Origin of the sequence: Amycolatopsis sp. NPDC051102 (assembly GCF_040682815.1) — a bacterium.
Lineage (GTDB): Bacteria > Actinomycetota > Actinomycetes > Mycobacteriales > Pseudonocardiaceae > Amycolatopsis.
Map to the genome: position 1 here is coordinate 42,583 of NZ_JBFBBT010000037.1, position 19,379 is coordinate 61,961.

At 71.1% G+C, this 19,379-nt stretch carries 23 protein-coding genes; 12 read left to right on the top strand and 11 right to left on the bottom strand.

Annotated features, from left to right (window positions below; genetic code table 11):
- Nucleotides 1-42 precede the first annotated feature (42 nt).
- The 7 genes from AB0M93_RS46855 to AB0M93_RS46885 all read right to left on the bottom strand — a co-directional run bounded on the left by AB0M93_RS46855 (nt 43) and on the right by AB0M93_RS46885 (nt 7,193).
- Nucleotides 43-792 carry a phosphoglyceromutase gene (locus AB0M93_RS46855; RefSeq protein ID WP_364287388.1) on the bottom strand — a complete coding sequence of 250 codons (750 nt, stop codon included), beginning with the start codon at nt 790-792 and terminating at the stop codon, nt 43-45.
- A 421-nt stretch (nt 793-1,213) separates the two neighbouring features.
- The gene (locus tag AB0M93_RS46860; RefSeq protein ID WP_364287391.1) at nt 1,214-2,077 is read right to left on the bottom strand and encodes a DUF4349 domain-containing protein; all 864 of its coding nucleotides are present in this window, start codon (nt 2,075-2,077) and stop codon (nt 1,214-1,216) included.
- Between the two features lie 70 nt (nt 2,078-2,147).
- Complete coding sequence (locus AB0M93_RS46865) at nt 2,148-2,660, bottom strand: YbjN domain-containing protein (RefSeq protein WP_364287394.1); 513 nt, start codon at nt 2,658-2,660, stop codon at nt 2,148-2,150.
- The gene (gene mshA, locus AB0M93_RS46870) at nt 2,657-3,961 is read right to left on the bottom strand and encodes a D-inositol-3-phosphate glycosyltransferase (protein ID WP_364287397.1); all 1,305 of its coding nucleotides are present in this window, start codon (nt 3,959-3,961) and stop codon (nt 2,657-2,659) included. Before mshA ends, AB0M93_RS46865 begins: the two co-directional genes overlap by 4 nt.
- 22 nt (nt 3,962-3,983) lie before the next feature.
- A complete protein-coding gene (locus AB0M93_RS46875; protein WP_364287400.1) occupies nt 3,984-4,799 on the bottom strand; it encodes an alpha/beta hydrolase in 816 nt (271 codons plus the stop codon).
- Between the two features lie 3 nt (nt 4,800-4,802).
- Nucleotides 4,803-5,981 carry an Ig-like domain-containing protein gene (locus AB0M93_RS46880; RefSeq protein WP_364287403.1) on the bottom strand — a complete coding sequence of 393 codons (1,179 nt, stop codon included), beginning with the start codon at nt 5,979-5,981 and terminating at the stop codon, nt 4,803-4,805.
- 159 nt (nt 5,982-6,140) lie between these two features.
- The gene (locus AB0M93_RS46885) at nt 6,141-7,193 is read right to left on the bottom strand and encodes a UDP-N-acetylmuramate dehydrogenase (protein WP_364287406.1); all 1,053 of its coding nucleotides are present in this window, start codon (nt 7,191-7,193) and stop codon (nt 6,141-6,143) included.
- Nucleotides 7,194-7,217: 24 nt separating this feature from the next.
- Here AB0M93_RS46885 and AB0M93_RS46890 point away from each other — a divergent pair, with 24 nt between their 5' ends.
- The 5 genes from AB0M93_RS46890 (at nt 7,218) to purU (ending at nt 10,510) form a co-directional block, all read left to right on the top strand.
- Nucleotides 7,218-7,724, top strand: a complete 507-nt coding sequence (locus tag AB0M93_RS46890) for a DUF2505 domain-containing protein (protein ID WP_364287409.1) — start codon at nt 7,218-7,220, stop codon at nt 7,722-7,724.
- Nucleotides 7,703-8,503 (top strand): class I SAM-dependent methyltransferase, encoded by an 801-nt coding sequence (locus AB0M93_RS46895; RefSeq protein ID WP_364287412.1) that lies wholly within the window; start codon nt 7,703-7,705, stop codon nt 8,501-8,503. Before AB0M93_RS46890 ends, AB0M93_RS46895 begins: the two co-directional genes overlap by 22 nt.
- Nucleotides 8,504-8,566: 63 nt before the next feature.
- Nucleotides 8,567-9,268 (top strand): VTT domain-containing protein, encoded by a 702-nt coding sequence (locus tag AB0M93_RS46900; protein ID WP_364287415.1) that lies wholly within the window; start codon nt 8,567-8,569, stop codon nt 9,266-9,268.
- Entirely contained in the window at nt 9,165-9,620 is a 456-nt protein-coding gene (locus tag AB0M93_RS46905) for a maleylpyruvate isomerase N-terminal domain-containing protein (protein ID WP_364287418.1), read from the top strand. The genes AB0M93_RS46900 and AB0M93_RS46905 overlap by 104 nt, the downstream gene beginning before the upstream one ends.
- Before the next feature lie 23 nt (nt 9,621-9,643).
- A complete protein-coding gene (purU, locus tag AB0M93_RS46910) occupies nt 9,644-10,510 on the top strand; it encodes a formyltetrahydrofolate deformylase (RefSeq protein WP_364287421.1) in 867 nt (288 codons plus the stop codon).
- A gap of 19 nt (nt 10,511-10,529) precedes the next feature.
- Here purU and AB0M93_RS46915 read toward each other — a convergent pair whose 3' ends face one another.
- The gene (locus AB0M93_RS46915; protein WP_364287424.1) at nt 10,530-11,579 is read right to left on the bottom strand and encodes an NAD(P)-dependent alcohol dehydrogenase; all 1,050 of its coding nucleotides are present in this window, start codon (nt 11,577-11,579) and stop codon (nt 10,530-10,532) included.
- A gap of 85 nt (nt 11,580-11,664) precedes the next feature.
- Here AB0M93_RS46915 and AB0M93_RS46920 point away from each other — a divergent pair, with 85 nt between their 5' ends.
- The 3 genes from AB0M93_RS46920 to AB0M93_RS46930 are packed head-to-tail and all read left to right on the top strand — an operon-like array spanning nt 11,665 to nt 13,543.
- Entirely contained in the window at nt 11,665-12,276 is a 612-nt protein-coding gene (locus tag AB0M93_RS46920; RefSeq protein ID WP_364287427.1) for a helix-turn-helix domain-containing protein, read from the top strand.
- A gap of 9 nt (nt 12,277-12,285) precedes the next feature.
- A complete protein-coding gene (locus AB0M93_RS46925; RefSeq protein ID WP_364287430.1) occupies nt 12,286-12,915 on the top strand; it encodes a pyridoxamine 5'-phosphate oxidase family protein in 630 nt (209 codons plus the stop codon).
- Between the two features lie 4 nt (nt 12,916-12,919).
- On the top strand, nt 12,920-13,543 hold the full coding sequence (locus tag AB0M93_RS46930) for a haloacid dehalogenase type II (RefSeq protein WP_364287433.1): 624 nt from the start codon (nt 12,920-12,922) through the stop codon (nt 13,541-13,543).
- Here the strand turns inward: AB0M93_RS46930 and AB0M93_RS46935 are convergent.
- Together AB0M93_RS46935 and AB0M93_RS46940 are read right to left on the bottom strand one after the other, a co-directional pair.
- Nucleotides 13,540-14,547, bottom strand: coding sequence for an NADP-dependent oxidoreductase (locus AB0M93_RS46935; protein ID WP_364287436.1), 1,008 nt, complete (start codon nt 14,545-14,547; stop codon nt 13,540-13,542). The two genes, AB0M93_RS46930 and AB0M93_RS46935, sit on opposite strands and share 4 nt — an antisense overlap.
- A gap of 150 nt (nt 14,548-14,697) precedes the next feature.
- The gene (locus tag AB0M93_RS46940) at nt 14,698-15,132 is read right to left on the bottom strand and encodes an SRPBCC family protein (protein ID WP_364287439.1); all 435 of its coding nucleotides are present in this window, start codon (nt 15,130-15,132) and stop codon (nt 14,698-14,700) included.
- Between the two features lie 117 nt (nt 15,133-15,249).
- Here AB0M93_RS46940 and AB0M93_RS46945 point away from each other — a divergent pair, with 117 nt between their 5' ends.
- On the top strand, nt 15,250-15,720 hold the full coding sequence (locus AB0M93_RS46945; RefSeq protein ID WP_364287442.1) for a MarR family transcriptional regulator: 471 nt from the start codon (nt 15,250-15,252) through the stop codon (nt 15,718-15,720).
- A 29-nt stretch (nt 15,721-15,749) separates the two neighbouring features.
- Nucleotides 15,750-16,526, top strand: a complete 777-nt coding sequence (locus AB0M93_RS46950) for a methyltransferase domain-containing protein (RefSeq protein ID WP_364287445.1) — start codon at nt 15,750-15,752, stop codon at nt 16,524-16,526.
- A 140-nt stretch (nt 16,527-16,666) separates the two neighbouring features.
- Here AB0M93_RS46950 and AB0M93_RS46955 read toward each other — a convergent pair whose 3' ends face one another.
- A complete protein-coding gene (locus tag AB0M93_RS46955) occupies nt 16,667-17,587 on the bottom strand; it encodes an ABC transporter substrate-binding protein (RefSeq protein WP_364287448.1) in 921 nt (306 codons plus the stop codon).
- A 138-nt stretch (nt 17,588-17,725) separates the two neighbouring features.
- Between AB0M93_RS46955 and AB0M93_RS46960 the strand changes: the two genes are divergently transcribed.
- Both AB0M93_RS46960 and AB0M93_RS46965 read left to right on the top strand, forming a co-directional pair.
- A complete protein-coding gene (locus AB0M93_RS46960; protein WP_364287451.1) occupies nt 17,726-18,418 on the top strand; it encodes an ABC transporter permease in 693 nt (230 codons plus the stop codon).
- Nucleotides 18,415-19,125 (top strand): ABC transporter permease, encoded by a 711-nt coding sequence (locus AB0M93_RS46965; RefSeq protein WP_364287454.1) that lies wholly within the window; start codon nt 18,415-18,417, stop codon nt 19,123-19,125. Before AB0M93_RS46960 ends, AB0M93_RS46965 begins: the two co-directional genes overlap by 4 nt.
- Nucleotides 19,126-19,379 lie beyond the last annotated feature (254 nt).

A 19,379-nucleotide genomic window follows, 5' to 3' on the forward strand; every position in this document is an offset into this window, starting at 1 on the left:
GGCCACCTCCGAGGATTCCGAGGTGGCCTTCACGGACTTCGGTCAGCGGCCCTGGTTGGCCACCGCGGCGGCGGCTTCCTTGGCGGCTTCCGGGTCGAGGTACTCGCCGCCCGGCTTCAGCGGCTGCAGGTCCTCGGTGAGGTCGTAGCGCAGCGGGATGCCGGTCGGGATGTTCAGGCCCGCGATGTCGGCGTCGGAGATGCCGTCGAGGTGCTTGACCAGCGCGCGCAGCGAGTTGCCGTGCGCGGCGACCAGGACGGTCTTGCCCGCGCGCAGGTCCGGCACGATCTCGGACTCCCAGTACGGCAGGAGCCGCTCGACGACGTCCTTGAGGCACTCGGTCAGCGGCGCGTTGTCGCCGAGGTTCGCGTACCGGGCGTCGCCGGCCTGGCTCCACTCGTCCTTCGGGTCGATCGCCGGCGGCGGGGTGTCGTACGAGCGGCGCCAGAGCATGAACTGCTCCTCGCCGAACTCCTCGAGGGTCTGCTTCTTGTTCTTGCCCTGCAGCGCGCCGTAGTGGCGCTCGTTGAGGCGCCAGTCGCGCTTCACCGGGATCCAGTGCCGGTCGGCGGCGTCCAGCGCGATGTTCGCGGTGGAGATCGCGCGGCGCAGCAGCGAGGTGTGCACCACGTCCGGCAGCAGACCGGCGCCGGCCAGGAGCTGACCGCCCTGGCGGGCTTCGCCCTCGCCCTGCTCCGAAAGCGGTACGTCCACCCAGCCGGTGAACAGGTTTTCCGCGTTCCACGTGCTCTGCCCGTGCCGCAGCAGCACCAACGTCCCAATCTCGCCCATGGCCCTAGCCTGCCAGAACGGACCGCGGAGCCGACTGGTGACCTCTGTCCTACCCAGAGTGTGTTACCCCGGAGTAACACTTCACTCTTCGACAAGTCCGTTCGCCAACAACGCGCAAAATTCCGGTCGCAGACTGCACACTGTTATCGCTCACCGGTAAATTCACTCGAACGGGCTAGCCAGTAGTCTTGTGATTACCGGGCGGGATCTGACAGGTTGACTACGTCCCGAGCGGCCGGATTCCACGCACTCCCCGGCCGGATTCGGGCATCGACCGCGGCTCGTCTCCCCCCTGCCGAGCCGCGGCCCGCCCGGCCCCGTTGGCACCCCCCTCGTCACCGGGTCCTGATCGGCGGGAACTTCAGCGGGGCGGCTCGAGATCGCGACTCCCCCCTCCCTCGAGCCGTCCCGCCTGTTCCGCTCAGCTCTCGCCCGGCTCCGGCGCCGCGATCCGGCGACGGCGGTGCAGCCACCAGCCGAGCCAGCCCAGCGGCACGAGGAACAGCAGGAACGGCGCGATCGCGCCCAGCACGGTCAGCAGGGCGCCGCCGAAGATCAGGAACGCGTGCCAGCCGCCGGCCAGCCCGCCGAAGAACCCGCTGTGGTCTTCGCCGGGCGGGGGCGGCGCGGCGACGCTGCGGACGGTCATCGCGACGGTCGCCATCGCGACGCTGCCCGCGAGCGAGTTCCGCTGCTGCTCCAGGGATTCGAGCGTCGCCTCGCGGCTGGTCAGCTCGCTCTCGACCGACGCGATCTCCGACACCGAAGCCGCCCGCCCGAGCAGCGCGCGGATCCGCTCCACCGACGCCCGCTGCGTCGCCAGCCGCGCTTCGACGTCGACGACCTGCTCGGTCACGTCCTGGGTGTTCAGCTCGCGCTTCACCAGGCGCGTGCCCAGGTGCGAGAGCTGGTCGAGCACGCCGTCGAGCTTGTCCGCGGGTACCGCGAGACTGAGCGTCGCCGACTCGTCGCCGGTGCTCTCCTGCCCGGTGTAGCCGCCGGCGCCCTGCGCGATCCCGCGGGCCTGCGCGACGACGTCGGTGACCTTGGTGGCGGTCAGTTCGAGCCGGGCGCTGCGCGAAAGCTTGCGATCGGTGGCCCCGGCCTGCGGCGGGGCCACCTTTTCCGAGCCGGCTTTGCCGTTGCCCTGCTGTGGCGCGGCCGGGACCGGGCCCGTCCCGGCACTGTCCGCCGTGGACGATGCGCCGTTTCCCGCCGCCGAGCACCCGGCCAGCGCGAACGCCACCGCCGCGACCGCCAGCCCGGCTCTCCATCGAATCCGCATCCTGCGTCTCCCTCCAGTTTCGCCTGGCGAGGAGACGGATGCGCGGTTCAGCGCCGTTGCACGGCGCTGGTCACGACTCGGTCAAGCCCGGTTCGTGCGGCTGCCCGGGCGCGGCGAGGTGCTTGAACGCCTGGAGGTTGGCCAGCGACTCGCCGCGGGAGACGCGCCAGTCCCACTCGCGCCTGATCGACGTCGCGAAGCCCAGCTCCAGCAGCGTGTTGAAGTCGCCGTCGGCCGCTTCGAGCACCTGGCCGAGGACCTTGTCGAGCTCGTCGGCGGTCAGCGTGTCCCGGCCGAACCGGCCGACCAGGTAGATGTCCCCTAGACTGTCCACTGTGTAGTGCACGCCGTAGAGCTTGGCGTTGCGCTGCAACAGGAACCGGTAAACGTCCTCATGGGACTCGTCGGGACGGCGGCAGACGAAGGCTTCCACGGAGAACGCGTGGTCGCCGTCGACCAGCCACGCGTTCGTCTGCAGCTTCTTCGTGCCCGGCAGCGTGACGAAGTACTTGCCAGGACCCCGCTTGTCGTACTTCAGCTCCGCGGAGTCCAAAGTAGACTGGATCAGCTCGTCCAGGCTCACACCGCCACCTCCGTGCGCAGGTCCAGCGCGCGGGTGAACGCGCTGGTGGCCTGAGCATAGATGTCCAGCAGCGCGTCCGTGGTGCGGCGCCAGGAGAACCGGCGCGCGTGCACGACGGCGTTGGCGGCGAGTTCGGCCCGCCGGTCGGGGCGCAGCGCGACCGCGGCCAGCGCGTCCGCCCACTCGTCGGCGCCGTGCCCGGGCACCAGCAGCCCGGAGACGCCGTGCGGCACCGCCACCGGCAGCCCGCCGACCTCGGCCGCGACCACCGGCGTCCCGCAGGCCTGCGCCTCCAGCGCGACCAGGCCGAACGACTCGTTGTAGCTCGGCACCGCGACGACGTCGGCCGCGCGGAACACCCGGGCGAGCGCCTCGCCCGGCTGCGGCGGCAGGAACCGGACCTGCGGCTCGATGCCCAGCGAAACGGCCAGCTCACGCAGGGCCTGCGGCTGCTCCAGCCCGGTCCCGGACGGCCCGCCGACGACGAGCACGACCAGGCGGGCGGCCAGCTCGGGCCGCCGGCGCAGCATCGCGGCCGCGGCGTGCAGCAGCACGTCCGGCGCCTTCAGCGGCTGGATCCGCCCGGCGAAAGCGAGCACGACGTCGTCGTCGGCCAGGCCGAGGGCGACGCGGGCCTCGTGCTGCGAGCCCGGCGTGAAGCGTTCGAGGTCGACGCCCGGCGGTACGGCGTGCACCGCCTCCGGCTCGGCGCCGTAGAGCTCGATGAGCTGCCGCGCCTCGACCGCGGTGTTGGCGACCAGCCGGTCGGCCTCGGCGACCACCTGCTCCTCGCCGATCACGCGGGTGCGCGGCTCGGGCTTGTCACCCTCGGCGAGCGCGGCGTTCTTGACCTTCGCCAGTGTGTGCGCGGTGTGCACGAGCGGGACCGACCACCGGTCGCGGGCGAGCCAGCCGACCTGGCCCGAGAGCCAGTAGTGCGAGTGGATGAGGTCGTAGTGGCCGGGTTCGTGGAACGCCTCGGTCCGCAGCACGCCGGAGGTGAACGCGCACAGCTGGGCGGGCAGCTCGTCGCGGCCCAGCGGCTCGAACGGGCCGGCCTGCACGTGCCGCACGGTCACCCCGGGCGCCAGCTCGGCCACCGGCGGCTGGCCGGAGGCGGTCGCGCGGGTGAACACCTCGACCTCCACGCCGCGGCGGGCCATCTCGGTCGCGGTCTGGCTGACGTAGACGTTCAATCCGCCGGCGTCGCCTGTCCCGGGTTGTTCGAGCGGGGAAGTGTGCACGGACAGCACCGCGATCCGGCGCGGCACAGCCCGGAACCTCCGGATGTTGCTGGTCACCTGGTCACGTCTCCTGCGTACTTCAGCGTTCCTCGGCGAACTGCCGGAGCACCGCGTCGAACTCGGCCGCGGACTCGGCGAAGGGCGCGTGCCCCCCGTCAACGAACCAACGCCCGACGGCACCCGGAATCTTCCCGAGGGCGTGTTCGGCCGCCGAGGGCTCGATCACGCGGTCGGCCGTGCCGTGCACGACCAGGGTGGGTTTGTCGATGCTGACCAGCACTTCTTCGCTGTCGACGTCCCGGCGGACCAGCGCCGAGCGGACCGACGGGGGCACGCTGAGAGAGGCGCCGAGCAGGGCTTGGACCTGCGCGCCGGGCACCGGGCCGGCCATCATCCCGCGGCTGAACGCGGTGAGCGCCGGCACCGCGATGTCCGGATCGTCGGAAAGCATCGCCCGCATGTGCTCGCGCATCAGCGTGCCGACGCGCCCACCCGGCCGGTCGCGGCCGAGTTCGGTGATCGCGCCGACGAGCACGAGCCCGCGCAGCCGTGCGGTGCCGTGCACGCGGATGTGGTCGGTCAGCACCAGGCCGCCGTAGGACCAGGCGACGACGATCGCGTCCGGGCCGGCGAAGTCGAGCACCGCGGCGAGGTCGTCGGCCCAGACCTGCGGGTCGTCGTACCCCGAAGCCGGGACGTCGGAGGCGCCGTGTCCCCGCAGGTCCATCGCGACCAGGCGGAACCGCTCGGTCAGCGCCGGATCGGCGAGCTGCGCGGCCCAGCAGCCGCCCGACTGCGCCCAGCCGTGCACGAACACGATCGGCCTGCTGTTTTCGGCTCCTGCGACCCGCAGGCCGAGGCGGACTCCGCCGTGCCCGACGACTTCGGTGCGCACGGGTTACTTCGCACCCAGCCCTTGCCAGGCCGCCCAGCTGTAGTTCCAGTCCTTGACGTCCGAGGCCATCGGCGGCCCGAGCTTCGAGCCGGTGATCTCGACCGGGTCGCCGACCAGCGCGGAGTCGAAGTAGTCCTTGGCGTCGGCTTCCAGCAGGTTGACGCAGCCGTGGGAGTTGTTGTTCTTGCCGATGTTGGCCGCGTTGTCCTGGTTCTCGTGGATGTACTCGCCGTGGTTGGAGAACCGGCAGGCCCACTTCTTGTTGACGTTCGTGTAGCCGTAGCGGGCGTTGTCGAAGACGGCCGTCGGCTCCTTGCTCATGATGATGTAGGTGCCGTTCGGGGTGTTGCGGTCGACCTCGGCGTCCAGGCCGTTCGCGCACGGGTAGCTCTTGACCTGCGAGCCGCCGCGGTAGACGTGCATCTGGTGTTCGGGGGTGTTGACCTTGACCACCTGGTTGCGGCCGATCTTGAACTTCGTCGTGACGTCGGCCTTGCCGTACGCGCCACCGCCGAGCTCGACGCCGTAGAGCTTCGCCTCGACGTGCACGGTGATGTTCTGCGGCCAGTACTCCTTCGGCCGGTAGTCGACCTGGCTGTCGGACAGCCAGCCCCAGGCGCCTTCGACCTCCTTGTCCGTCTTCACGGACAGGGCCTTCTCGACCGCCTTGCGGTCCTTGACGGGCGACGCGAACTTGACGCTGATCGGCATGGCCACGCCGACCGTCTGGTTGTCGGCCGGGTTGAGCGTGGCGCGGACCTGCTTGGCCGGGTTGACCGTGGTGAAGCTGCCCTTGAACTCGACCGGCTTGCCGTCGGAGCCGGTGGCCTTGGCCGCGTAGGTGTAGGTCTTGCCGTAGCCGAGCGGCTCGGAGCTGGTCCAGGTGAGGCCGTCCGGCGAGAGGTCGCCCTTGACATCCTTGCCGCCCTCGGCGCCGAGCTTGCACTCGGTCAGCTTGCCGTCGGCGACCTTCAGCACGACGGGCTTGAGGACCGGGGCGTCCTTGGCGTCGGCGGCGGGCTCGGCCGTGATCTTCGCCACGGGCTGTGTGCCGCCCTCGCCGTCGGCGCCTGCCGCCCCGGTGGGCAGCGCGTTGCCGCCGTTCTCACTCGAGCACGCCGCGGCGACCAGTGCGGCCCCAGCCGCCAGAGCAGCCTTGAAGACCGTACGCCGTTCGATCACCGCAACCTCCCGAAATCCCCCGCCGACCAGCGGGCACACGCCCTTTAGCGCTGGTAGCCCGGTTGACGTTACCCGCCGGCCGGGAAAGCCCGACCGCTCAGGTGACGCCGCCTTTGTCGACAAAGACGTCCCAGACACGGACGGGTTGCCCGATTCGGCTCAAATCACGCAGTTGATCAGCAAAGGTTCAGGGTGCAGCCGGACACCGAAGCGCTCCTGGACGCCGTCGCGGACCTCACGGGCGAGGGCGAGCAGGTCCGCCGTCGTCGCGTCGCCGCGGTTGGTGAGCGCCAGGGTGTGCTTGGTCGACAGCGAGACGCGGTGGCCCGGCCCGGGGTGCCCCTTGGCGAAGCCGGCGCGTTCGATCAGCCAGGCCGCGGACAGCTTGACGCCGCCGTCGGCCGGGTACTGCGGCACCTCCGCGCCGACGACCTCCGTGATCCGCGCGAGGACGGCTTCGGCGTCGGCCGAAGGGACGATCGGGTTGGTGAAGAACGAGCCGGCGCTCCACGTGTCGTGGTCGTCCGGGTCGAGCACCATGCCCTTGCCGCGACGCAGCTTGAGGACGGCTTCGCGCGCTTCGGCGGCCGGGACGCGGGCGCCGATCTCAACGCCGAGCGTGCGCGCCAGCTCGGCGTAGCGGATGGGCGCGGACAGGCCGTCTTCGCGGACCTCGAAGCGGACCGAGAGGACGACACCGGTGTCGGTCCCCTTGAGGATGCTGGTGCGGTAGGCGAAGCCGAGTTCGTCGGCCTTGAGCGTGCGCACTTCGCGCGTCACGCGGTCGTAGAGCTCGACCGAGACGATCGACTCGGCGACCTCGCAGCCGTACGCGCCGACGTTCTGGATCGGCGTCGCGCCGACGCTGCCGGGGATGCCGGACAGGCACTCGAGGCCACCGAGGCCCGCTTCGACGAGGCCGGCGACGAAGGCGTCCCAGTTCTGGCCGGCTTGGACCTCGACGTGGTCGCCGTCACGGCGCCAGCCGGTGTTCGCCACCGCGACGAGCGTGCCGTCGAACCCCGCGTCGGCCACCACCAGGTTGGAGCCGCCGCCGAGCAGCAGCACCGGCTCGCCCGCGGCGTCGGCCTCGCGGACCGCCGCGACGAGGTCTTCGCCGGTCACGGCGCTGACGAACCGGCGGGCCGGGCCGCCGAGGCGCAGCGTGGTGTACGCGGCGAGCTTCGGGAGTTCGGAAGTACGGGTGTCCACCCGCCTGACGGTACTGTTCGGTCCATGGGATCCCGGATCGAGCACCGTGCTGAGTTCGCCGCCGACGTCGCGTCCACGTACGCGGCCGTCGCCGGCGAGGACGCGCTGCGGGCCCGCCTGGAACAGCTCGGCGGGGACAACGCGGCCCTGCTGTCGTACGAGGTGTCCGGCACGGACCTGCGCTACCAGCTGCGGCAGGGCATCAGCGCGGACAAGCTGCCGCAGGCGGTGCGGACGCTGCACAAGGGCGACCTGCTGGTGACGCGCACGCAGACCTGGCGCGTGAGCAACGACGGCACCGGCCACCAGGGCAACGCGACCGTCGAGGTCGGCGGCGTCCCCGGCGAGATCAGCGCGCGGACGGCGCTGCTGGCCAACGGCGGCACGACCGTGCACCGGACCAGCGGCGAGGTGACCGTCCGGATCCCGCTGTTCGGCGGGAAGCTGGAGAGCGTGATCGCCGAGCAGGTCACGAAGCTGCTGGAGCGCGAAGCCGAATTCACGGCGAAGTGGCTCACCGAAGCAAACTGACCCCGGTCGGCGCGCCGACCCGTGGCACCACCAACCCCAACCGCCTGCGCCGGGTCGACCGCTGGATCGCGTCCGCGCCGGCCACGTCCCGGCTGCTGCGGGCGGCTTCCTCGCCGCTGGTCGTCGACCTCGGCTACGGCGCTTCCCCGGTGACGACGGTCGAGCTGGCGCGCTGGCTGCGCCGGGTCCGCCCCGACGTCCGCGTGCTGGGCCTGGAGCTGGATCCGGTGCGGGTGGCCGCCGCGTTGCCCGCCGCGTCGCCGCCCCTGCTGGACTTCCGCCGGGGTGGCTTCGAGCTGGCCGGGACGCGGCCGGTGCTGGTGCGGGCGTTCAACGTGCTGCGGCAGTACGCGGAGGACGAGGTGCCCGGCGCGTGGGGCCTGATGCTGGGTTCGATGCCCGCCGAGGGCCTCCTGGTGGAGGGCACGTGCGACGAGATCGGCCGGCTGTCGACGTGGGTGCTCGTCTCCCGGGCCGGGCCGGTGTCGCTGACCCTCTCGATGCGGCTGGCGGGCCTGGAGAAGCCGTCGACGATCGCCGAGCGGCTGCCGAAGGCGCTGATCCACCGGAACGTCCCCGGTGAGCGCGTCCACTCGCTGCTGTCCGAGCTGGACGCCTGCTGGGCGACGGCCGCGCCGCACCAGGCGTTCGGCGTGCGGTCCCGCTGGCTGGAGACGGTCCGGCTGCTGGCCGCGCGGAGCTGGCCGGTGCTGGGCCCGCCGTCCCGGATCCGCCTCGGCGAGCTGACCGTGCCGTGGGATGCGGTCGCCCCCGCCTGAACGTTCACCGGGTCACCCCCGCTGCGTCACCCACAGGTGACCTTCGGTGATCACCATTGAGCCGTGGAACTCCTGGGGCACGTCACCGAGCTGCTGCGCGATGCGCTCGGCTCGCCGTGGCTGTGGGTGCTCGTCTTCGCGGTGTCCGGATTGGACGCGCTGCTGCCCTTCATGCCCAGCGAGACCACCGTCGTCACCGTCGCCGTCCTGTTCGGGCCCGATCCGGCGCGGCTCGTGCTGCTCGCCGCCGTCGCGGCCGGGGGCGCGTGGGCGGGCGACTGCCTCGGGTACGCCGTCGGGCGGGCCGCCGGGCCGCAGGCCCTCGCGCGGCTGCAGCGCGGGCCCGAGGGACGCCGTCGCTACGAATGGGCCCTCGACCAGGTGCGCCGCAACGGCGGGCTGCTGATCGTCGCGGCCCGCTACCTGCCCGGCGGCCGTGTCGCCAGCGCGCTGGCCAACGGCAGCCTCGGCTACCCGCTGCGCCGGTTCGTGCCGCTCGACGCCGCCGGCGCGGCGATTTGGGCGGTCTACAGCGTGCTGATCGGCCTCGCGGGCGGAGCGGCCTTCGCCGACGAGCCGGCCAAGGGCCTGCTGCTGTCCTTCAGCCTGGGCCTGGGTTTGGTGTTCGCCATCGAGGCCGGGCGGCGGCTACGGTCGGCCCATGCTCGAAGCGATCGACGTCCACGCCGACGGGCTCAAGCGGGCGGCGCTGGCGGCCGGCCCGGCGGCACCGGTGCCGAACTGTCCGAACTGGACTGTCCATGACCTGGTGACGCACATCGCTTCCGTGCACTGCGCGGCGATCGGCCTGGTGCTGGAGCGGCCCGTGCCGCCGGTGCCGCCGGCGGATTGGGAAGACGTCCTGGGGTGGTGGGACGGCCAGCGCCTCGCCCTGCGCGAAGCCCTGGCACGCAACCCGGAATCGTCGTGGACCCCGCGGCTGGCCCACGCCACGGCGATCCACCGCCTCGACGCCGAATCCGCCCTCGAAGAAGCTCCGAAGACCCGTCTCCCCCCGGAGTTCACCCAGGGTGCCGGCGAAATCGTCTGCGCCGTCGTGCTGCCGGGTCCGGCCGGGTGCGGCCGCGGGTACCCCGCCCGGCTCCCGGCCCTCTGACCAGCGCAAGGGAGAATGTCCGGGTGACCGCTCCCGAACGCCGCTACGTCATCACCTTCGGCTGCCCCGACCGCACCGGCATCATCGCCCGGATCTCCGGGTTCCTCGCCGAGCACGGCGGCTGGATCGTCGAGGCGGCCTACCACACCGACCCGGACACGGGCTGGTTCTTCACCCGCCAGGTGGTCCGGGCCGACTCGCTGCCCTTCGACGCCGCCGGGCTGCGCACCCGGTTCGCGGAGGTGGCCGCGGACCTGTCCGCCGAGTCGAGCTGGCAGGTCAGCGACACCGGCGAGCGGCGCCGCGCGGTGATCCTCGTTTCGAAGGCCGGGCACTGCCTGTACGACCTGCTCGGCCGCGTCGCCTCCGGGGAGCTCGACGTCGACATCGCGGCGGTGATCGGCAACCACGAGAGCCTCGGCGACATCACGCGGGCGCACGGCATCCCGTTCCACCACGTGCCGTTCCCGCCCGGCGACAAGGCGGCGGCGTTCGAGCAGGTCCGGAAGCTGGTCGACGAGCACGACCCGCACGCGGTGGTGCTGGCCCGGTTCATGCAGATCCTGCCCGCGGACCTGTGCCGCGAGTGGGCCGGCCGGGCGATCAACATCCACCACAGCTTCCTGCCGTCGTTCATCGGCGCGAAGCCGTACCACCAGGCCCACACCCGCGGTGTGAAGCTGGTCGGCGCGACCTGCCACTACGTGACGGCGGACCTCGACGCCGGCCCGATCATCGAGCAGGACGTCATCCGCGTCGGCCACGGCGATTCGGTCGAGGACATGGTCCGGAAGGGCCGTGACATCGAAAAAGTCACCCTCGCTCGCGGCCTGCGCTGGCACCTGGAGAACCGGGTGCTGGTGCACGGCAACCGGACAGTGGTGTTCTGACCGGTTGCCGTGCTGTTCCTCAGGCGCCGATGGTCTTGGCGTCGATGACGAAGCGGTAGCGCACGTCGGAGTTCTCGACGCGCTCGTAGGCCTCGTTGACCTTGTCCGCGGAGATGGTCTCGATCTCCGCGCCGATGCCGTGCTCCGCGCAGAAGTCCAGCATCTCCTGGGTCTCGGCGATGCCGCCGATCATGGAGCCGGCCAGCACCTTGTTGCCGCCGAGCAGCGAGAAGGCGTTGTAGGCCAGCGGCTCGCCGGGCGCGCCGACGTTCACCATCGCGCCGCCGACGCGCAGCAGGCCGAGGTAGGCGTCCACCGGCAGCTTGGCCGACACGGTGTTGAGGATGATGTCGAACTTGCCGCGCAGGACGTCGAACGTCGACTCGTCGCTGGTGGCGTAGTAGTCCTTCGCGCCGAGCTTCAGGCCGTCCTCCTGCTTCTTGAGGCTCTGGCTCAGCACGGTCACCTCGGCGCCCATCGCGGCGGCGATCTTGACGGCCATGTGGCCGAGCCCGCCGAGGCCGATCACGGCGACCTTCTTGCCGGGGCCGGCGCCCCAGTGGTGCAGCGGCGAGTAGGTGGTGATGCCCGCGCACAGCAGCGGCGCGGCGACGTCGAGCTCGATGCCCTCCGGGATGCGGCAGACGAAGGCGTCCTTCACGACGATCTGGTTGCTGTAGCCGCCGTAGGTGTTCTCGCCGTCGAAGCCGACGCCGTTGTAGGTCTGGATGTTGCCCTTGACGCAGAACTGCTCGGTGCCGGCCAGGCAGTACTCGCACTCGCCGCAGGAGTCGACCATGCAGCCGACGCCGACGCGGTCGCCCACCTGGTACTTCGTGACGTCGGAGCCGACCGCGGCGACGACGCCGGCGATCTCGTGGCCCGGGACCATCGGGAAGATCGCCTGGCCCCAGTCCTCCTTGGCCTGGTGGATGTCGCTGTGGCAGATGCCGGCGTAGGCGATGTCGATCAGCACGTCGTCGGGACGCAGGTCACGGCGCTCGATCGTGGTCGGCGCCAGCGGCGCGCCCGGCGCCGGGACGGCGATGGCGTGCGTGGTCGTGCTCATGGAACCCTCCAAGTTCAAGTACCGTCGGTAAGAGGTCTCATACATGCCTACGTAAGAGGTCTCTTACATATTCCGAGCGAAAGATATGAGCCAGGTCATGGGCGGCAAGTACCACCACGGCGACCTCCGCGGCGAGCTCGTGCGCGTCTCCCTGGACCTGATCGCCGAGCACGGCCTCGAAGGCTTCTCGGTGGCGGAAGTCGCGCGGCGGGCGAAGGTCAGTCCCGGCGCGCCCTACCGGCACTTCGCCTCCCGGGAGAGCCTGCTGGCCGAGGTGGCGGGCAACGTCGCCTGCCAGCTGGCCGACCGCGTCACCGCCGCGGCCGGTGCCCACGAAGACCCGGTGGACGCCCTGGCCGCGGCGGCGGGCGCGTACACGCGCTACCTCATCGAGCGCCGGGCCGGGATGAACGTGATCTACGCCGAGGGCCTCCACGGCCCGCAGCACACCGGCCTGCACGACCAGACCCGGCGGCTGACCGACGAGTTCCTGCTGCGCTGCCTGGCGGTCGCGCCGGACCCGGCGACCGCGCTGGAGCTGATGGAGCAGCTGTTCACCCAGGCCCACGGCTACGGCACGTTCCAGCTCGACGGCGTCTTCGTGAAGCACGGCTATTCGACGGACCTGGTGGTGCGGAAGTCCTCGGAGGCCGCGCGCGCCGCCATCGTGGGCCGGATCGCCGGTGGTGCGCGCTAGGTTGGGCGCATGGGGATCATCGAGGGGACAGTCGTCGACTCGCACGAGGCACTGCGGGCGGTGATCGGCGAGGCCGCCGAGCTGACGCAGCAGAAGGTCATCGACCGGATCGACGAGCACGCGCGGAACCTGATCGCGCACTCGCCGTTCGTGCTGCTGGCGACCTCGGCACCGGACGGCAGCTGCGACGTCTCCCCGCGGGGCGACCCGGCGGGCTCGGTGCTGGTGCTCGACGAGAAGACGCTGGTCCTCGCCGACCGGCCGGGCAACAAGCTGATCGACAGCTTCCGCAACATCGTCGACAACCCGCACGCGGGGCTGCTGTTCCTGGTGCCGGGCATGAACGAGACGCTGCGGGTGAACGGCCGCGCGAAGCTGGTGTCGGACGCGCCGTTCTTCGACTCGCTGGTGGTGCAGGGGAAGCGGCCCCGGCTGGCCGTGGTCGTCGAAGTGGAAGAGCTGTACATGCACTGCGCGAAGGCGTTCCTGCGGTCATCGCTGTGGCAGCCGGAAACGTGGCCGGACCGCTCGACCCTGCCGTCGCTGGGCACGATCATGCGTGACCAGATGTCGCTGCCGATCGCGGCCGAAGAGCTCGACGCGCGCCTCGACCACCGGGCGTTGACCGAGCAATACTGATCGGGTGCTGTGCGTGTTCGACGTCAACGAGACCCTGCTCGACCTCAGCCCGATGGACGCCGTCGTCGGGGGCGCCGAGCTGCGGCGCGAGTGGTTCGGGCTGGCCATCCACACCGTCCTGACCGTGACGGCGACCGGCGGCTACCGCGACTTCGCGGGCATCGCCGGCGACGCCGCGATCGAGGTCGCCGCCCGGCACGGGCGGGAGATCGACCTGGCCGAGGTCGGCGAGGGACTGCGAAGCCTCCCCGCCCACCCGGACGTCGAAGCCGGCCTGGCGAAGCTGCGCGAAGCCGGCCACACCGTCGTCGCGCTGACGAACTCGCCGCTCGCCACGGCCGAGGCGCAGCTGCAGAACGCCGGGCTGGCCGCCCTGCTGGACCGGATCTTCTCGGCCGAGCAGGTCGGCAGGCTCAAGCCCGCGCCGGAGCCCTACCACCAGGTCGTGGCCGCCTACCCCGGCGAAGAGGCCGTGATGGTCGCCGCGCACGACTGGGACATCGCGGGCGCGCAGGCGGCCGGGCTGCGGACGGCGTTGCTCGCCCGGCCCGGCGTCCGCCCGCTGCCCGGCTCACCCGAGCCGACGTACACGATCTCGGCCCTGACGGAGCTGGCCGAGCTCCTCTAGTCCGCGATCCGGACCAGCATCTTGCCGGTGTTGGCGCCCGACAGCAGGCCCAGGAACGCGTCGGGCGCGTTGCGGATGCCGTCGACGAAGGTCTCCGAGTACTTGATCTCGCCGGAGTTGACCAGCGGCGCGACCTCGCTGACGAACTGCTGCTGCAGGCCCCAGTGGTCGAGCACCAGCAGGCCGCGGATGGTGAGCCGCTTGGCGATGACCTGCGCGAGGTTGCGCGGCGCCGGCGTCGGCTCGGTGTCGTTGTAGGTGGAGATCATCCCGCAGATCGCGATCCGGCCGTGCAGGGTGATCGCGTCGATCGCGGCTTCGAGGTGCTCGCCGCCGACGTTGTCGAAGTAGACGTCGATGCCCTCCGGCGCCGCCTTGTGCAGCTGCTCGGCGACCGGGCCGTCCTTGTAGTTGAAGGCCGCGTCGAAACCGAGGTCGTCGATCAGGTGGCGGACCTTCTCCGCCGAACCCGCCGAGCCGATGACGCGCTTCGCGCCCTTCAGCTTCGCGAGCTGGCCGACCAGCGAGCCGACCGCACCGGCCGCGCCCGAGACGAACACCGTGTCGCCCGCCTTGAACTCGGCCGACTCCAGCAGACCCGCGTACGCGGTCAGGCCCGGCATGCCGAGCACGCCGAGGTAGGTCGACAGCGGCGCGGCGTCGGCGTCCACCTTGACGTAGCGCCCGGCGTCGAGCACGGCGTGGGTGCGCCAGCCGGCCTGGTGCAGGACGTGTTCGCCCGGCTTCACGTCGTCGACGTTCGACTCGACGACCTCACCGACCGCCCCGCCGGACATGACCTCGCCGACCTGGAACGGCGGCGCGTAGGACTTGACGTCCTTCATGCGGCCGCGCATCGCCGGGTCGACGCTCATGACCAGGTTGCGGACCAGGATCTGGCCCTCCCCCGGCGTCGGCACCTCGACGTCCACGACTTCGAAGTTGTCGTGCGTCGGAACGCCTTCCGGACGCGAAGCCAGCCGGATCTCGGTCGCCGTGCTCATCGTCGGATCTCCTCCAAGTCTCGAAGCGGGGCAGTCGCCCCGGATTCACCTGATGCAACCAGCTAACCGGGGCGATGATTCCGATTGTGACGAGCTACACCCGACCTTCTTCCCCACCGCCACCCTCAACGAAGGCGCTTCGCGCCACGGTCACACGATGTCGGCGAGCTTCTCGAGGACGCCGTCGTAGATCTTCTTGAGCCCACCCGGCGCGAAGGTCTTCTCGAAGAAGCCGCCGATACCCCCGGCACCGTCCCACGTCGTCTCGATCTTCACCACACTGCGGTCACCCGCTTCGGTGACCGTCCAGGTGGTGACCATGCTGGAGTTCGCGTCGGTCTCGACGAGCGTCCCGGGCCGGGGCTCGGTGACCGTGGCCTTGACGTCGCGGACCCGCTTGGACGTCGCCTGCAGCTTCCACGCCGCCTTGGTCCCGGCGCCGACGCCGCCCTCGGTCACCTGGTAGTCCCGGTAGTGCTCGGTGAGCAGCTTGGGGCGCGTTTCGGCGTAGTCGGCGACGAGCGCGCGGACCTTGTCGGCCGGAGCGTCGATCGTGCGCTCCGCGGTGGCCGTGACCTTTCCCATTTCACTCCTCTTCCCGGCGTACAGATCAGGGTCCACGATTCCACCGGGCGCCGCACCACCGGCGGGCGCCCTCCACGCGTGCCCGAGGACCGCCTCCCGGCGGTTAAGCTGCCGGGCATGGGTCCAGGAGCGCACCGCCGGTCGACGGTCGCGGTGAAGGAGTCGCTGCGGGAGCTGCGCAACCAGCTGTCGCTGCTGAACCACCAGGTCAGCGCGCATCTGGCGCTCAAGGACGTCGACCTGGACTGCCTCGAGCTGATCGGACGGCACGGCCCGCTGAGCCCGAGCGCGCTGGCCCGCCGCGCGGGCCTGCACCCGGCGACGATGACGGGCATCCTCGACCGGCTGCAGAAGGGCGGCTGGATCGTCCGCGAGCGCGACCCGGAGGCGGCCGACCGGCGTTCGGTGGCGGTGCGCGCGGTCCGCGGCCGCAACGCGGAGCTGTTCCGGCTCTACTCGGGGATGAACACGGCGATGGACGAGCTGTGCGCGGGCTACAGCGAGGACGAGCTCGAGCTGATCGCCGGCTTCCTGCGCCGCGCGACGTCGGCGGGTCACACGGCGACCGGCGACCTGGCCAACGGCTGACCAGCGGTTTTTGTGCTGTACTGCGTGCCATGTGGCAGTCGGGTGACGCGTACGAGGCATTCATGGGGCGGTGGAGCCGCCGGCTCGCGGAGACGTTCGTGCGGCAGCTGGACGTCCCGGCGGGCCGCCGCTGGCTCGACGTCGGCTGCGGCACGGGCGCGCTGACGGCGGCCGTGCTGGCCGCGGCCGACCCGATGGAGGTCGCGGGCGTCGACCCGTCCGAGGGATTCCTGGCGGCCGCCCGCGAGCGCGTGCCCGATCCGCGGGTGACGTTCACCGTCGCCGACGCCCGCGAACTGCCCTTCCCGGACGACCGTTTCGACGTGGTCGTCTCCGGCCTGGTCCTCAACTTCGTCCCGGACCCGGCGGCGGCCGCGGCGGAGATCAAGCGGGTGACGGCGCCGGGCGGCCGGGCGCTGGCCTACCTGTGGGACCTGGCGCAGGGCATGGAGCTGCTCAGGTACTTCTGGGACGCGGCGGCCGAACTCGACCCGGAGGCCGCGGAGCTGCACGAAGGCCGCCGGTACCCGCTGTGCCGCCCGGAGCCGTTCGGCCGCCTGTGGACGGACGCCGGCCTGACGGAGGTGTCGGTCAGCGAGCTCACGATCCCGACGGTGTTCACCGACTTCGACGACTACTGGCAGCCGTTCCTCGGCCGCCAGGGCCCGGGGCCGACGTACCTCGCGACGTTGCCCGAGGCCCGGCAGGAACAGCTGCGCGAACTGCTGCGCAGCCGGCTGCCGACGAAGCCGGACGGCACGATCCCGCTGACGGCCCGCGCGTGGGTGGCGCGCGGAACGGCCTGACGACCGGGCCGGCGATCACTACCGAGGTCACCGCTCGAAGACCGCCGGCCACCCCGTCTCGGGCCGCCGGCGAGGCTGGGCCGAACTCGTCCGGCCTGCCCGCCGCCGGCCACCTAATCCGAGGTGGCCGGCGAACCGGGTCAGAGACCGGCCTGGGCCAGCCAGTCCTTCGCGACGTCCTCGGCGCGCTCGCCGTCGGAGTCGACGCGCTTGTTCAGGTCGCGCATCACGTCGGTCGTCAGCTTGGCGCTGACCGCGTTCACCGCGTTGGCGAAGTCGGCGCCGCGCTCGTCCAGCACCTTCTTGTTCACCGCCGGCACGACGTTCTCGGTCGGCACGATGTTGAGGTCGTCCTTGAGCACGGTGTACTTCGAGTCACCGGTCAGCGGGCTGACCGAGTCGACCGGAATGACCGTGACGGCCCCGGACTTGAGCTGCTCGACGCGCGGCCCGGCCTCCTGGATCGTCTGGAAGGAGATGTTCGTCAGCTTGTAGACGTCCTTGAAGCCGAGGTAGCACGGCAGGCGCTTCTCGCACTCCGGCGGCCCGGCCATGACGACCTTGTCGAGCTTCTTCAGGTCGCTGATCGACGCGATGCCCTTGTCCTTGGCCAGGTCGGACTTGACGATGTAGGTGTTCTTGTCCTCCGCGGGCGCGAAGTTCAGCAGGCCGATGCCGCTGGGCTCGAACAGCTTGGCCAGCTGCTCGTGCTCCTCCTGCGCCGTCTTCCCGGCTTCCTTGCCGAAGCCGGTGGTGATCGCCGCGCCCTGGTACTCCGGGATGAACTGCAGTTCGCCGGACTTCAGCGACGGGTAGATCAGCTCCCGCGAGCCGAGGTTCGGCTTGCGGGTGATCGGGTAGCCCTTCGCTTCCAGCGCCTGCGCGTAGATCTCGGCGAGAATCTGGCTGTCGGTGAAGTTGAAGGACGCGACGACGATCGGCGCCCCGCCCTTGCCCTGCGCGGCGGGCTTGTCACCGCTGTCGCTGCCACCACAGGCGGCCAAACCGAGCGTCGCCGCGACGGCCACCGCCACCACGGACGCGTTCCGGAACCAGCGCACGAATCCCCACTCCCTCGTCACTCGAACAGACGAAAGGACCCTAGCCCCGACCACCGACACAAATCCACATGTTGGGACGAACCGGCCCGAATTCCCAGCCTGCGGAATTTTGCCGCCCGATCGGGGTAGGGTCGGCCGGTGCACGTGACCGCGGTGACGCCCTGGGCAGCCGACAGCGGCCCCCCGATCTTCCAGTGGCGGTGGGTGGACCGCAACGCCGACGCCATCGTCGACCGGCTCGTCGAGCACATCTCCCTGACCGCCGCCGCGCTGGGCATCGGCCTGGTCGTTTCGATCGGGCTGGCGGTGGTGTCGCTGCGTTACCGCTGGTCGTACGGGTTCATCCTGAGCACCGCGGGCGCGCTGTACGTGATCCCGAGCCTGGGCGCGTTCGCCGTGCTGGTGCCGTTCTTCGGGCTGACGTTCACCAGCGCGATGATCCCGCTCGCGACGTACACGCTGCTCATCCTGGTCCGCAACATCGTCACCGGCGTCGACCAGGTGCCGGCGGAGGTCCGCGAAGCCGCGGTCGGCATGGGTTACACGCGCACGCGGATGCTGTGGCAGATCGAGCTGCCGCTGGCGCTGCCGGTGGTGATCGCCGGTCTGCGCGTGGCCGCGGTGACGACGATCGGCCTGGTCACGGTGACGTCCATGCTCGGCCTGGGCGGCCTCGGGTACTTCATCCGCGCCGGCATCCAGAACACCACGCCCAACCCGACGGAGATCATCGTCGGCATGGGTCTGTCGGTGGTGCTGGCGGTGGCGGTCGACCTGCTGCTGTGGCTCGGCGAGCGGCTGCTGACGCCCTGGACCCGGAAGGCGCGATGAGCTTCATCGACCAGCTGAACGCGTGGCTCTCGGACCCCAACCGCTGGAGCTGGACCGATCGCGCGGGCGTGCCGTACCGGACGGTGGAGCACCTCAGGTTTTCCCTGCTGGCGCTGGTGATCGCAGCGGTGCTGACGATCCCGGCAGCGCTGTGGCTGGCCCACTACCGCCGCGGCGCGTTCCTGGCGACCAGCGCGGTGAACATCGGCCGCGCGATCCCGAGTTTCGGGTTGATCATCCTGTTCTGGTTCCTGGCCAGCCGCTGGGAGTGGGACACGACGTTCTGGCCGTTGCTGCTGGCCTTGGTCGCACTGGCGATGCCCCCGTTGTTCACGAACACGTACGCGGGCGTGGTGTCCCTGGAGCAGGAGACGGTCGACGCGGCCCGCGGAACGGGCTACCGCGAGTGGCAGATCATGCTGCGCCTCGAGCTCCCACTGGCCTCCCCGGTGATCCTGGCGGGCGCACGGGTGTCGTTCCTCCAGCTGATAGCGACGGTGGCAATCGGCGCAATCGTCAACGACGGCGGCGGCCTGGGCCGCTACATCGTCGACGGCTTCGCGGTGGGTGCCCAGGGCTACGGCGAGATCTTCGCCGGCGGCCTGGCCGCGGTGGTGCTGGCCCTGGTTTGCGACGGCGCGTTCGCCCTGCTGAGTCGGCTGGCGACGCCGCGCGGGCTGGCCCTGCAGAACGCGCGCCGCAGCTAGGCCGGGGTCCGCGCGCGCTTCGGGCCGCCAACGACCAGGATCGCCGCACCCCATCCGGCGGCGCCCGCTGGTGGCCGGTCAGGGGTGTCCCAAGAGGGCCCCTCCCCCACCCTCCCCGCCGCCGGGCACTATCGGCGGTTGGGACCGCGCAGTCCTAGATGTGATGTCCGGGGAGGTTGGTCAGCCGGGTGACCGGTGGCTTGCCGCCGGTTGAGCTGTGGGGTCGATGGTGATTGTAGAAGTGCAGCCACCCC

Excerpts from the sequence above, each read along its gene's own strand:
- AB0M93_RS46935 (WP_364287436.1), bottom strand. The coding sequence starts at position 14,547 with ATGAGCACGGCGACCGAGATCCGGCTGGCTTCGCGTCCGGAAGGCGTT.
- AB0M93_RS46925 (WP_364287430.1), top strand. The coding sequence starts at position 12,286 with ATGGGGATCATCGAGGGGACAGTCGTCGACTCGCACGAGGCACTGCGG.
- AB0M93_RS46905 (WP_364287418.1), top strand. The coding sequence starts at position 9,165 with ATGCTCGAAGCGATCGACGTCCACGCCGACGGGCTCAAGCGGGCGGCG.
- AB0M93_RS46890 (WP_364287409.1), top strand. The coding sequence starts at position 7,218 with ATGGGATCCCGGATCGAGCACCGTGCTGAGTTCGCCGCCGACGTCGCG.
- AB0M93_RS46940 (WP_364287439.1), bottom strand. The coding sequence starts at position 15,132 with ATGGGAAAGGTCACGGCCACCGCGGAGCGCACGATCGACGCTCCGGCC.
- AB0M93_RS46915 (WP_364287424.1), bottom strand. The coding sequence starts at position 11,579 with ATGAGCACGACCACGCACGCCATCGCCGTCCCGGCGCCGGGCGCGCCG.
- AB0M93_RS46855 (WP_364287388.1), bottom strand. The coding sequence starts at position 792 with ATGGGCGAGATTGGGACGTTGGTGCTGCTGCGGCACGGGCAGAGCACG.
- AB0M93_RS46945 (WP_364287442.1), top strand. The coding sequence starts at position 15,250 with ATGGGTCCAGGAGCGCACCGCCGGTCGACGGTCGCGGTGAAGGAGTCG.
- AB0M93_RS46920 (WP_364287427.1), top strand. The coding sequence starts at position 11,665 with ATGAGCCAGGTCATGGGCGGCAAGTACCACCACGGCGACCTCCGCGGC.
- AB0M93_RS46950 (WP_364287445.1), top strand. The coding sequence starts at position 15,750 with ATGTGGCAGTCGGGTGACGCGTACGAGGCATTCATGGGGCGGTGGAGC.
- AB0M93_RS46860 (WP_364287391.1), bottom strand. The coding sequence starts at position 2,077 with ATGCGGATTCGATGGAGAGCCGGGCTGGCGGTCGCGGCGGTGGCGTTC.
- AB0M93_RS46965 (WP_364287454.1), top strand. The coding sequence starts at position 18,415 with ATGAGCTTCATCGACCAGCTGAACGCGTGGCTCTCGGACCCCAACCGC.